The organism is Aquimarina callyspongiae, from assembly GCF_034322225.1.
Lineage (GTDB): Bacteria > Bacteroidota > Bacteroidia > Flavobacteriales > Flavobacteriaceae > Aquimarina.
Window position 1 is genome coordinate 785,237 of sequence record NZ_JAXLPA010000003.1, and the last position, 13,542, is coordinate 798,778.

Consider the following 13,542-nt stretch of genomic DNA (forward strand, 5'->3'; position numbering starts at 1 on the left):
AAATAACATTTATCTTTTAGATGAATTTTCTGGAGCTTCTTTACCTACGCCTTTGGCAGATGCCAATACTGGATAATATTGTGTAAAAACAAAATCATCTGCTGCACTCGCTGCATGACACGCATTACACTGATTTGTTTTAAACGCTTTTGCATTATCTGCTACATTACCGCCATTAGGGTTTGTAAAACTGAAATACGCCCAGTTTCCTGGTTCGCTAGCAAAGTGCTTACTGCTCTTGATTGTAGCTTCAAGACCAATAAACTCTCCCATAAAATAACCATTACCACTTACAGCAGCTTTAGATCCTACACTTACAAGCTCTTTTATAATAATAGTTCCATCTCTAAATTTTCCTTTTGTTTTCCAGTAGTCATAACTCACTGGATCTATATATACATTATGGAATTCTGGAAATGCTGCTTTTCCATTATTCATATCATTAGGAGTTAAAGGTGTTCCAACATATACCCAAGAACGATAATCTGTTGGACGTTTTAGTTCATCTCCATTCATTGTAAAAAACGTGGGATCTTCATATGTTTTATTTGCAGGTTCTTTTTTACTAAAAGACACCGTTGTTATAGCCACTATTAGAGCGACTACTAACAATCTCAATACATTTGTTTTCATTTTTTTAATTTTATCTAATTGTTAATTGAATTGTGTGTATACTTATTATTTGTTAACCTTTAAAAGGAAATGCTGTACGTACCATATCTCTACCTCCAGCATTGTGGCAACTGATACACCCTACTACTCCATTTCCTTTTGCGGCAAGTTCATTAGGGTCTTCGGTACTGGTTACCTCATACCAAAACCAACCATTTCCTCCATCGGTAGTATCCTGAGTTTTTGCCATTACAGCCCAACCAGCAAGGGTTCCATCTTCGCTGTACATCTCTTTAACAATCGTTGAGCCCATTGGATGCTCTTCTTTATTCTCTGCCAAAGAAGTTGCAATTGCATCATTCATATATACTTGAACAGGTAGTCCTAGCTTGGTATGAGGGCCTGTTGAAGGATGTTTTTCTTTTTCACGATTTTTAAATGACTTGTATTTTCCCTCTTTTAGATACGCAAACAATCCTTCGGTATCCAAAGGGATTCCGATATCAATGTTTTCTGGAGTTGCTGCAGAAGGCTGCCAAGGATCTTTTTTAGGTGCTTTTCTATTTGCGCTATTTTCAGGAATCTGATTTTCTCCAACACCTTTTGCATCTCTTAAAATTGGATAGTATTGTGTAAAGACAAAATCATCTGCAGCGCTTGCGTCGTGACAACCATTACATTGATTAGTTTCAAAAGCTTTTGCTTTATCAGCCACATTACCTCCGTTAGGGTTCGTAAAACTAAAATACGCCCAATTTCCTGGTTCATTAGGGAAGTGCTTACTACTTTTGATAGTAGCTTCTAGCCCAATAAATTTACCCATGAAATAACCATTTCCACTAACTGCTGCTTTAGAACCAACACTTACTAATTCTTTAATTAATATGGTTCCTTCTCTCCATTCTCCATTAGCTTTCCAGTACTTATAACTTACCGGGTCAATGTAAACATTATGAAATTCTGGAAAAGCTGCTTTTCCATTATTCATATCATTAGGAGTTGTTGGTGTTCCAACATACACCCAGGTTCTGTAATCTTTTGGTCGTTCTAGTTCGTCACCATTCATTGTAAAATAAGCGACTTCTTTATAATCTTCTTTAGCCTGATTACACGAGCTAAAAAACCATAAACTTGCAACTGAGGCAAGTAATAAAAACTTAATTTTCATATTTCTAGTAGTTAATGAGTTATTATATTATGTTGATGTTCATAGATTTTATTATTCTTCCATTTATTGGTTATAATATGTTCTGAAAAATCTATTTGATTCTCCAGGTTTTTTGTTATCAGGTATATTTTATAACTAATAATTTCTTCATTAAAAATCACATCTTCAACTTTATACTGTATCGTTTTAAATGCAGATAAAGCTTTTTTTATCGCTTCTTTACCACTTGTTGGTTCCAGGTAAATACCGTCTTTGTTTAATCGTATTAATGTATTTGATGTATAAAACAATCTCAATACATCTTCCAGTTTTCCGAGGTAAACATAATTCAGAAATTTATGGAGTATTATACTTGACATATTATCAAAATTAAGGGGATGTTAAACATTATTCGTGGACATTTTTCTTTTATATCTTCTTTTAAAGTATTAAGAATCAGTCTAAATTAATCTCGTCTGGGATTTTATCCTTCCACCTCTCTCTGTAATCTGTAGCTGTTATCCCCTCATTTTTTTTGAAGAATCTTGCAAAATATGCTGGATCATTAAACCCCACATCAAAGCAGATAGTTTTTACGGTTTTATTAGTATAAAGAAGTTGTCTTTTGATTTCGGTAATCACTCTATTTTTAATAAATGCGTGAGGAGTCATTACATCAAGACTTTTGAATTTCTCAGTGATTCTTTTTGAGGGAACATTTAATAATTTTGAATAAAAAGACATTTGATGATTCATGGTATAGTGTTCATGAACTAAACTAATAAAGTCGTGCACCAGAGAATAATCCCTGTTATTAGAAAATCCAAAACCAGTGTACGCCAAACTAAGTCCAAGCATTGAATTGAGAGCTTGTAAAATCTCAAAATCAAATCCCATAGCTTCTTGCGTAATCAACTCAGAAATTTTGTTATAAAAATTATCCAGTTCACCATATGCTTCACCTGAAAGAGGAAAGAGTTTATGAATATTTCCGAAAGCAAAATTAAAGCCTACTGTATTTCTAAGAGTAGAATCTCCTGAAAACACAATTGTTTTCAACGATTTATAATTGGGTACTTCAACTACTTCGTCCGGACATAAAAAGAGAATTGCAAATTCTTCTGTTTCTGAAGTCTTGAAGTTAACTTTAATAGTTCCTGAATATTCTAATAAAACAATGGTGAACGCATTTTCTGCTGTAATCAATGCAGGAGGTCCTTTAAATGTCCTGATGCTGACATTGTCATTGCTTGATGGGGTTGTTAGTAGTTGAGAAAACATCTTTAGTCGATAATTAGTTGACTACAAATGTATTTTTCAAACTACCCTATCAGAATGGACATTTTTCTTTATTTATTGGACATTTTTCCCATAATGAGGTGATTAACCTAGTAATTTTTAGTAAAAAGATTCCTTTTTAAACTCAATCGGGGATTTACCTACCTGTTTTTTAAAGAACTTAGAAAAATGTCCCGGTTCTTTATACCCTAACTCGTAAGCAATTTCTTCTGCCGTTTTATCAGAGTAAATTAAAAGGCGCTTAGCTTCTAGAGTAATTCGCTCATTAATAGCTTTTAATGGAGATTTATCACTGTATTTATGAAATAAGTTCGATAGTGTCTTAGGGGATTTAAAAAGCATTTCTGCATAATCAGCTACCTGATGTTTTTCTTTAAAGTTTTTTTCAAGAAGTAAATTAAACTTTCTGATAATATCCAATTGAGAACTTGGAAGTTCAGGATCAGGGAGTTTCATCTTTATAAGCCTACTCGATTTGATAAGCATTCTTTTTAAAACGGTTCTCAACATTTCTCCTTGTAAATGATCTCTTATTTCAAATTCTTCCTCAAAGAAAAATACCATCATCTCAAAGCTATTTTTATCTTTTTCGGATAAAGTGATCACTGGTGGATGCGAAGATCCAAAGAATAAAAAGCCGTTACAAGAAACTTCTTTATCATGATCCCTTATACAGTAAAATTCTCTGTTAAAAACTATGGAAATCAAACCCTTAATATCTTTATCAATTTCCAAGACATTAACAGGAGTGCAAAAAATAACTTGATCTTTTTTTAACTCAATTTTATACCCATCAACTATTACAAACGCATTATCCTCTCTACACCATATAATTTTATACAATCCTTTATTTTTTAAGAGGAGTCGAGATGAGGCACAACTAAAATCTGTTAGAACAAAAGTACTCTCATCTTTAATGCTTGTATAGTCAAATTTCATACTCAAAGAAACGAAGAAATTTCACAAAAAAGAAAAGTATGTTCGAAAGAAAGCTTATTAGCCCATTAAAAAAACAACTCATTATCAGATATTTACAAAAATGAGACAATTACATCCAAAAGGTTTTATCCTACTAATCTCTAGACATGTAGTCCTTATTTTACATTTTTTTTAGCATATCGTTAAACCTTTCTTAAAAACCTTAGTCTAAGGAGAAATCAATTAACCTAAATCGTTTATGAAAAAAGTCTTTTTTTTCCTTTCTATCTTTGTTTTAACTGCTTGTTCTTCTAATGATGAATATGTACCTATTGATGTTGAAAATACTCCTTCTGAGGTATTATCTACCTATTTTGATATAGATTTTGAAAACTTGTCAAATTATGCCAATCAAACAATCCCTAATTATATAACAAAAGATAATACTCCTGCAGATAATTCTATTACGGATTTGGGAGCTATCTTGGGTAGAGTTTTATTTTATGATAAAAATTTATCAGCCAACAATACCATCTCTTGTTCATCTTGTCACAAACAGGCTTTTGCATTTGGAGATAACAATATTGTAAGTACAGGATTAAATGGATTCACAGGAAGGCACTCTATGCGTTTAATCAATGCTCGGTTTTCTACAGAAACTCGCTTTTTTTGGGATGAACGTGCAATATCACTTGAGGACCAAACAACAAGACCTATCCAGGATCACATTGAAATGGGATATAGTGGACTCGAAGGTGATCCTGATTTTAATGATTTAATCGCCAAATTAGCAGCTACCGAATACTATCCTGAGTTATTCACCATGGTATTTGGTGATAATCAAATCACAGAACCACGAATTCAAAATGTTTTAGCTCAATTTATAAGAAGTATTCAATCTTTTGATAGCAAATATGATGCAGGAAGAGCCCAAGTTGGGAATGATAACCAAAACTTCCCAAATTTCACACAAAATGAAAATAACGGAAAAACATTATTTACAGAAAGACCTCAGTTTAATGATCAAGGAGTCAGAGTCGGAGGAGGTTTTGGGTGTGCAGGTTGTCATAGAGCGCCTGAGTTTGATATAGATCCCAATAGTCGAAACAATGGCGTTATAGGCATTTATAATAGTAATGAATCTGATTTAACCATTACTCGCTCACCTAGTTTAAGAGATGCAGTTAACAACAGTGGTTCCTCAAATGGTGCATTTTTTCATGATGGCTCAGCGGCTACTTTAGAAGATGTTTTAAATCATTACAATTCAATAAATCAAAATAATGTACAATTAGATCAAAGATTACGTCCAGGTGGAAACAACCTGCAAAATTTAAATATGACTGATCAGGAAATGAATGATATTATTGCTTTTATCAGTACATTATCTGGTCAAGACGTTTATACAAATGAAAAATGGAGTGATCCATTTATAAATTAGACATTCTAATAGTAAACATATGTGGTTTCAGGGAATGCCAATCTGAGTTTGAAACATTAGGATTTCAAATTTGGATTGGTGTTTTTATCATTAACACGAGTTGATAATTATATCTTAAGTATTTTCTTTGCCCTAGTCTAAATTTTTAGAATCTATTTCTATATCATTATAGTTCACCAAATCTTTTATTATAATTTCTACCAAAATAAGGTTCTTTCTAAAAAAATAAAGAATTCTCTCATACAATAGATCACTTATCCTCTAACGCCTGACGATCGTTATACTCCTATCTCTCAATCTAAAAAAAACAATCTTTTTTATGGGTAAAATATCTGTACAAAAAGGTTCGGATTCTTAAAGTTTCTTAAGATTTAGAACTCGTATTCTTTTTTCATACTGGATTTTTGAGCATTAATTAATTCTATTAAGATCTATTCATGAAAAAGACATTCTTTATTTTCTTTGTATTGATTATTCATCATATACAGAGTCAAGACTTACCCAAAATTGTCCCTCCTGCTCCTAATGCAGCTTCATTAGCTCAATATGTTGAAGTGCCTGTCTCTCATTACACGGGGTTACCAACTATTAATATTCCTTTATACACATTAAAATCTGGAAGTATTGAAGTCCCGATAGGGCTTTCATATCATGCCAGAGGTATTAAAGTAGAACAAATAGCTTCCAACTATGGTATTGGCTGGTCATTAAATGCCGGTGGTGCTGTTACCAGACAAACAAGAGGAAGAGCAGATGATCAAAGCAAAGGGTATTTAGGACAATCTCATTATGATGGTTTTTTTGATTTAGACGACGACAATACTAGAAAAAGTGCATACCAAGCAGATCTAAATGGAGATTTTGATAGAGATCCAGACTTATTTATGTTCAATTTTTTAGGATTCAGTGGAAAGTTCATATATGATCGTGATACAAATCAACCTATACTTCAGACGTATGATGATATACAAGTAGAGACCGTTGGGGATCCTGCTTCTCAAATCCAAGGTTTTATAATCACAGACACTAATGGAACAAAATACTATTTTGGAAAATCTAAAGATGGTTCTTCTATTGCAAGAGATTCTGATCATACGGTAACCAACTATACATATACTTATAATGGCTTAAATTCAAGTGCTGCTACTCCAAGTAACAAATTTACATCATGGTATCTTATGGAGATCATTGATTTATTAGGTAGAACAATTAATTTTACTTATGAATCTGAGTCACCTTCCTTAGCTTATTCTACAACCTATAGAAAATCCCAGGAGGTTGCAGAGTTAAGTGGTAATGGATTCGTTAAAACGGCCTATTTCTCAAAAACTAGAATTTATCAAAAGAAGTTAAGCACGATCATATTTGACTTAGGCGAGGTTAATTTTGATTATTCCTTCGTAAGAGAAGATTTGAATAACTCCACAGCACTTAGTAATATAGAGATTCTTAATAAACAAAATCAAAGAATAAAGAAGTATGTGTTTGATTACTTTCATACAGAATCAGAAGATGGTAGTACTAATATGATATATGATTTATATCAATTTGAACCTAAGGCAAGAAAACGTTTATTTCTTAATTCTATTACTGAACAGGGAACTAATAATGAACTTTTAACACCATTTAAGTTTACGTATGATCCGATCGTTTTGCCCAACCGATTTTCTACATCACATGATAAATGGGGATATTATAACGGAAAGAATAATGGAGAATTTGCAGTTTTTAGTGAAAATACTGATGAGATAGCAGGTAGATCAGTAGATGTGTTAAAAATGCAAGCAGGTTTACTTAAAAAAATTGAATACCCTACAGGTGGTTGGTCCACCTATGAATATGAAAGTAATAGAGCTATTTTGCCTGAAAAATTCAAAGATATCATTACTTTTTCAGCCAATAATAATAACCCTGTACAAGACAAATTTGTAGTATTAGAGAAAGATCTTGAATTTTATGATTCTCAAACAAAAACGTATGCTATTCCTTTTTCTGTAGGGTCTAACTTAATCATATCCCAATTCCCCTCTTTAGGAACTTTAGAAACAAGTGTTTTTCTACCATATTCTACTTGTACCAATGTAGAAAATACCGATTGTCCGTATCTGGTTCGAATATACAATACGAACGGTTCGGTATACGGGATACTACATAAGGGAACTACTTCAATAACTATTGAAGAAGGAGAATATATCCTTAAAGTTATTCCCACTGATCCTCACAATGAAGATCCTTTGGATTTTGAAAATGGTTTTGGAGTTTCTCTTAAATGGAAAGAATTAATCGATGACAATTCTGATCAATCCGAGGAAGAAGTAGTTTACACTGGAGGTAATAGAATAAAGAAAATTACGCTTAATAATGGTGACGAAGAAACTATTACCAAGGAATATGAATACAACGATATATCAGGAAAAACATCAGGAAGAGTATTCTCATTACCTTCTTATTATGAGTTTTATACGGTAACTATTACCGGCGGCCAACAAATAAGAGCATTAAAAGCGATAGTTTCAAAACCGGCCAACACTTTGACATATGAACAGGGAAATCATGGAGGTTATGAGTTTGTTACCGAATATTATGGTGACAAAATGAATAATCGAGGTAAAACTGAATATAAATTTACGGTAGATGATAATACAGGTGATTTTTATAAGTTTCCTTATTTCTTACCAACTGATAACGAATGGTTGAGAGGAAAACCATTGGAAATAAAAAATTTCAGAAACGTAGGTGGAAATTATGAGTTAGTTTCAGAAACAAAAAATACTTATGAATACGGTGGTTTCACAGGCTCCAATACGCATTTATTATATCCTGAATATTCCTCAGATGGTACTTTAACATTAGACAATAACAATTATAACTTTATAAAACTCGCTGCCTGGAATGGGATATATGACCCCAATTGGAATCCAGCGAATAGTCATAATTTGTTTACTCCATATTATTTAAATATGGGGACTTTTAAGCTAAAGAAAACAGAATTAATAAATCATGATGGCTCCAAAGAAATAAACAATTCGACAGAATATTTTTATAATTATGAGAATCACCACCAGGCTAAATATATCAAAAAAACGCTAAGCAACGGGAAAACAAATTATACCGAAATTGTATATCCTCAAGACAAATCGAACTTATCAGCAACAGAACAAAAGCTAAAAGATTTACATCAATTTATTCCTTTAGAGACGAATATCTACGAAGGGAATATAACTGATAATACGGGGCCTAACTCTTCTGTGTCATTAAGTAAGCAAAAAACCGAATTTTTAGAGCCTTTCCCCAATATTTTACTACCAATTAATATACAATCCTCTAAAGGAGATCAGGTTCTAGAAAACAGGATTACCTATCATAAGTATGACAATAAAGGTAACCCTTTAGAAGTATCCAAAGTAGATGGAACCCATATCGTATATATCTGGGGATATAATAAAACCTCCCCTATTGCACAAATAGAAAATGTCACTTATAATGAAGTAGACCAATGGTTGCTTGACTCCTATGGTAAGAACATTGAAGATTTACAAACATTGTCTGATTTAGATAATGATACAGCTTCAGAAGATACCTTGAGGGTATGGCTTAATAATTTACGCGAAGCGGTTTATTCTCAAAAAGAGGGTACTCTCGTAACTACCTATACTTATGATCCATTAATAGGACTTACCAGCGTTACAGATCCCAGAGAAGAAACTATGTATTATACCTATGACAACTTTAACCGTCTGGAGTATATCAAAGACGCACAGGGAAACATCTTAAGCAAAAACAAATACCACTACAAAAACTAATCCAGGAGTCATGCAAAACAATATATATACCCTTAGCAGGATGCTATGCCTGTTATGCCTGCTATTGAGCACTACCATCAGTAAAGCACAACAGCGAGAACTTATTGAATCAATAGAATCAGAAGATAGAGGAAAAGGATCAGGTGGAAGAACTGTACAAGTAAACATCACAGGACAAAACAATGTCAACCTTAATGATACTAACACCTATAGAGCCTCTGCTTCGGGTCTTGCCCTAAGCTCCGGAAGATGGCACGTACAAGGAGCTACCATAATAGATCAAAATACAACCACTGTTACCATCAAATGGACAAGTACCGGGAACAAATACATTGATTATGTAGGTTCCACAACAAGAGGTGGATTGGCAGAAGGTTTTTATAGAGTAACGGTAAATGAAGTTGCCCCTGCTATGCCGACCAATCCTATCATTGCTTCTCAGGACTGTAACCAGGCTGTATTACAAAAAAACGAGAATACACCAAGTGGGGTTACCTGGTATTGGCAAGGAACCAATAGCAATGGTACCAGTACATCCAACGCTAATACTACCTATTCTGCTACGGCTTCAGGAAGGTATTATTTACGAGCAAGAAGTAGTAGTGGTACCTGGAGTATCAAATCAAGCTACGTAGATGTTACTCTGGGTATTATAGGAGGAACAACCTGGTATGTTGATACTGATGGAGATGGATTAGGTGATCCTAATGATACTATTGTACAATGTACACAACCGCAAGGTTATGTAAGTAATAGTGATGATTCCTGCCCAACATCACACGGAGAAGGAAATGCAGATGGTTGCCCAAGTATTGAGTTAAGTAATGAAAATTATGTGTATACGATTATCCCTCAAAAAGCAGTATCCGATATTGCAAACCTTACCAAAAACGAGGATGCCATAAAAAACATTACTTATTTTGATGGATTAGGTAGAGCAAAACAAGCTATTGCTATTAATCAAAGTAATTCTGAAAAAGATATTGTAACTCATATTGAGTATGATGATTTAGGAAGACAAAATAAAGAATACCTACCTTATCCATCATTATCAAGTGGTGGTGGAATAAAAACAGGAACCAAAAATGCTACACAAGCGTATTATAAAACAGCTTATTCTCAAGATTTCCCAGGAATAACTGATATTAACCTGATCACTTCATATTCTGAAAAAGAATTTGATAATTCTCCTCTAAATAGAGTCACCAAACAAGCTGCTCCAGGCACCGATTGGCAATTAGGAAATGGACATGAGATAGAGTTTAGCTATCAGAGCAACACTAATACTGATCAAGTCAAACTACATTATGTAACTACAGCATATACCGACGGAGTGTATGTTCCAACTTTAAAAACAGATACTGATCCTTCTGATAATAATGGATACTATCTTGAAGGAGAGCTCTATAAGTTCATCACTCGCGATGAGAACCACAGCGGTACTACTAAAAATCATACAACCGAAGAATTTAAAAACAAACAAGGGCAGGTAGTTTTGAAGAGAACATACAATAATTCAATAGCCCACGACACCTATTATGTATATGATAATTATGGAAACCTCACCTATGTAATCCCTCCTAAGGTCAATACTGCCGATGGTATCTCTGATACTGAGCTTGCAGAACTATGTTACCAATATGTCTACGACAATAGAAATCGATTGGTAGAAAAGAAAATCCCGGGAAAAGGATGGGAATATATCGTATACGACAGGTTAGATAGACCTATTTTAACACAAGATGCCGAACAAAGAGCCAAAAACAATAAAGAATGGTTGTTTACCAAGTACGATCAACTGGGAAGGGTTATCTATACAGGTATATATAAAGACAATAGAACCCGAACTGAAGTACAAACAAGTGCCAATGGTTCCGATAAAACCAGCGAATCATACGTAGGAACTACAGAACCTAATACCTTGTTTTTTTATACCGATCATACGTTCCCAACAGGTATCCCTTATTACGATGTTTATACCATTAACTACTATGACAAGTATGTATACTGGAATGCAGACGCCCGCAACCCGGCTACCAATAGTTTTGGAGTTGCTTTAACGGATAGGATAAAAGGGCTTATCACTACCTCAAAAGTAAAAGTTTTAGGTACATCAGAAAGTTGGACAACCATCATAACAGGATATGATCAAAAAGCCCGTCCGATATATGTATATAGTAAGAATGATTATTTGCAAACCACTACTATTACAGAAAGTAAACTAGATTTTGTAGGTAAAGTATTGGAAACAAAAACAACGCATACAAAAAATGGGAACGTAGACATCGTAACTATAGATACCTTTACATATGACCACACAGGAAGGTTAGAAAAACAAAGCCAAAAAATAAATAACCAAGCTGAAGAAGTGATTTTTGAAAACACCTATGATGCACTCGGCCAATTAATCAATAAAGGTGTTGGTGGAAAAGTGGATCAAAACCGATTACAATCTGTAGATTATAAATACAATGTTCGAGGATGGCTAAAAGAAATCAATAACCCGGATGATCTGACCAACGACTTATTTGCTTTTGGCATCAATTATAATTCACCAACACATCAGGGTACGGCACTGTTTAATGGAAATATTGCGGAAACCGAATGGAAAACAGCTAGTGATAACTCTTTACGTTGGTATCGATATAGTTATGATGCTCTTAATAGGATAAAAAGTGGTATTGATAATTTAGACAGGTACAGTTTAAGTTCTATCGCTTATGATAAAAACGGGAACATCACATCTTTACAACGTAAAGGACATATCAATGAGCAAGCAACTCATTTTGGGTTGATGGATAACCTACAATACACCTATGTAGAAGAAGGAAACAAGCTAACCCGTGTACAGGAACTACCAGGAGGAAATACAACGTATGGGTTTAAAGATAGTGCGAACCTTACCACTGAATATACCTATGATCAAAATGGTAATATGACCAGCGATGCCAACAAAGGGGTTACAGGAATTACTTATAATCACCTGAATTTACCCAATAGCGTAAGTGTATCTAATATTACTACCTACGGAAACATTCAGTATATTTATGACGCCACTGGAACCAAATTAAAGAAAACTGTAACCCAGGGAAGTTCTGTGACAACAACAGAGTATGCAGGCAATTATATCTATAAAAATGGACAATTAGAGTTCTTAAACCATCCTGAAGGATATATAGAACCTAATGGGCTTGGTAGTTTTGAGTATGTATATCAATACAAAGATCATTTAGGAAACATACGGCTTTCGTACTCTGATAAGGATAAGGATGGAAAAATTGATATCTTACGTAATAATATAGATATTGACGGAGATAATGATTATGCCTTGGAAATTGTAGAAGAAAAAAATTACTATCCATTTGGGTTAGTACATCAAGGGTATAACAATACCATTGCAGGTAGAAAATATCCGTATGGATATAATGGAAAAGAAGAGAATAATGAAGTTGGTTTAGAGTGGCTGGATTTTGGAGCCAGAAATTATGAAGCTAGCCTGGGTAGGTGGATGAATGTTGATCCATTGGCCGATTTACTTACACAGTATAATAAGTCTCCTTATGCGTACGCTTGGGATAATCCAATATTTTTTATTGATCCAGATGGGGAATCTCCTTGTCCACCGGGAGTTGATTGTGAGAACCCTTTATCAAACATGGAAAGAATAAGAGTTAATAGAGCAAGTAATTTAGGAGCTGGATATACTAGAAATAATGGAAGTAAATGGCATGCTGGTCACGACTTATATGCTGCAAAAGGAACAAATATAAGGTCATCTATGGCTGGAGAAGTTGTTGCAGAAGGCACGAATTCTTCGTACGGAAATTACATTACGATAAAAACAACACATACAAGAACTGAAACTGTGAACGGAGAAACAATAGAACAAACAGATACTTACTATACATTTTATGCGCATTTAGAAAGTACTTCTGTTGAAGAGGGTGACACAGTAACAGCAGGTCAGAAAATTGGTACTTCAGGAGTTTCTGGTAATGCTTCTGGATCAACCGGAGATAACGAACATTTACACTTTGAAATTGGAACCGAATTAAGAAATGAAAACAGTCCTTTCCTTAAGAAAAGCTCTCTTTTGGACGCTAATACAGGATATAAGAATATTTCTTTTCATAGTCAAGATTCAGAAGCCACAAATCAAAGCGATAAAGGTGTTATTAAGACAGAGGTTTCATTAAAGTATAATCCTCGAAATGGGAAATATTATCTTCAATTCAAAACAACAAGGCAAAATTATGGTTCAACTACTAATAACGGTTCTGATGAGCAACCAACTTATAGTTATTTTGAGATTGAACAATAGA

Annotated in this window: 8 protein-coding genes; 3 read left to right on the forward strand and 5 right to left on the reverse strand. The window is 33.9% G+C overall.

Going from position 1 to position 13,542, the window contains the following annotated elements; all coding sequences use genetic code 11:
• Nucleotides 1-9 precede the first annotated feature (9 nt).
• From U0D62_RS15710 to U0D62_RS15730, 5 genes are all read right to left on the reverse strand, one after another.
• Nucleotides 10-633 carry a cytochrome P460 family protein gene (locus U0D62_RS15710; protein WP_322288258.1) on the reverse strand — a complete coding sequence of 208 codons (624 nt, stop codon included), beginning with the start codon at nucleotides 631-633 and terminating at the stop codon, nucleotides 10-12.
• Nucleotides 634-685: 52 nt separating this feature from the next.
• Nucleotides 686-1,780, reverse strand: coding sequence for a cytochrome P460 family protein (locus U0D62_RS15715; RefSeq protein ID WP_322288259.1), 1,095 nt, complete (start codon nucleotides 1,778-1,780; stop codon nucleotides 686-688).
• A gap of 11 nt (nucleotides 1,781-1,791) precedes the next feature.
• The gene (locus U0D62_RS15720; protein WP_322288260.1) at nucleotides 1,792-2,139 is read right to left on the reverse strand and encodes a hypothetical protein; all 348 of its coding nucleotides are present in this window, start codon (nucleotides 2,137-2,139) and stop codon (nucleotides 1,792-1,794) included.
• A 76-nt stretch (nucleotides 2,140-2,215) separates the two neighbouring features.
• Nucleotides 2,216-3,040 carry a helix-turn-helix domain-containing protein gene (locus U0D62_RS15725; RefSeq protein ID WP_322288261.1) on the reverse strand — a complete coding sequence of 275 codons (825 nt, stop codon included), beginning with the start codon at nucleotides 3,038-3,040 and terminating at the stop codon, nucleotides 2,216-2,218.
• Between the two features lie 117 nt (nucleotides 3,041-3,157).
• Entirely contained in the window at nucleotides 3,158-3,997 is an 840-nt protein-coding gene (locus U0D62_RS15730) for a helix-turn-helix domain-containing protein (RefSeq protein ID WP_322288262.1), read from the reverse strand.
• A 238-nt stretch (nucleotides 3,998-4,235) separates the two neighbouring features.
• Here U0D62_RS15730 and U0D62_RS15735 point away from each other — a divergent pair, with 238 nt between their 5' ends.
• The 3 genes from U0D62_RS15735 to U0D62_RS15745 all read left to right on the forward strand — a co-directional run bounded on the left by U0D62_RS15735 (nucleotide 4,236) and on the right by U0D62_RS15745 (nucleotide 13,541).
• Nucleotides 4,236-5,417: a cytochrome-c peroxidase gene (locus U0D62_RS15735; RefSeq protein ID WP_322288263.1), complete on the forward strand. Its 1,182-nt coding sequence runs from the start codon at nucleotides 4,236-4,238 to the stop codon at nucleotides 5,415-5,417.
• Between the two features lie 437 nt (nucleotides 5,418-5,854).
• Nucleotides 5,855-9,220 carry a hypothetical protein gene (locus U0D62_RS15740; protein WP_322288264.1) on the forward strand — a complete coding sequence of 1,122 codons (3,366 nt, stop codon included), beginning with the start codon at nucleotides 5,855-5,857 and terminating at the stop codon, nucleotides 9,218-9,220.
• A gap of 10 nt (nucleotides 9,221-9,230) precedes the next feature.
• Complete coding sequence (locus tag U0D62_RS15745; RefSeq protein ID WP_322288265.1) at nucleotides 9,231-13,541, forward strand: DUF6443 domain-containing protein; 4,311 nt, start codon at nucleotides 9,231-9,233, stop codon at nucleotides 13,539-13,541.
• Nucleotide 13,542 lies beyond the last annotated feature (1 nt).

What these genes read in the sequence shown, in the direction of transcription:
- U0D62_RS15745 (WP_322288265.1), top strand. Translation starts at nt 9,231, where the DNA reads ATGCAAAACAATATATATACCCTTAGCAGGATGCTATGCCTGTTATGC.
- U0D62_RS15735 (WP_322288263.1), top strand. Translation starts at nt 4,236, where the DNA reads ATGAAAAAAGTCTTTTTTTTCCTTTCTATCTTTGTTTTAACTGCTTGT.
- U0D62_RS15730 (WP_322288262.1), bottom strand. Translation starts at nt 3,997, where the DNA reads ATGAAATTTGACTATACAAGCATTAAAGATGAGAGTACTTTTGTTCTA.
- U0D62_RS15720 (WP_322288260.1), bottom strand. Translation starts at nt 2,139, where the DNA reads ATGTCAAGTATAATACTCCATAAATTTCTGAATTATGTTTACCTCGGA.
- U0D62_RS15710 (WP_322288258.1), bottom strand. Translation starts at nt 633, where the DNA reads ATGAAAACAAATGTATTGAGATTGTTAGTAGTCGCTCTAATAGTGGCT.
- U0D62_RS15740 (WP_322288264.1), top strand. Translation starts at nt 5,855, where the DNA reads ATGAAAAAGACATTCTTTATTTTCTTTGTATTGATTATTCATCATATA.
- U0D62_RS15715 (WP_322288259.1), bottom strand. Translation starts at nt 1,780, where the DNA reads ATGAAAATTAAGTTTTTATTACTTGCCTCAGTTGCAAGTTTATGGTTT.
- U0D62_RS15725 (WP_322288261.1), bottom strand. Translation starts at nt 3,040, where the DNA reads ATGTTTTCTCAACTACTAACAACCCCATCAAGCAATGACAATGTCAGC.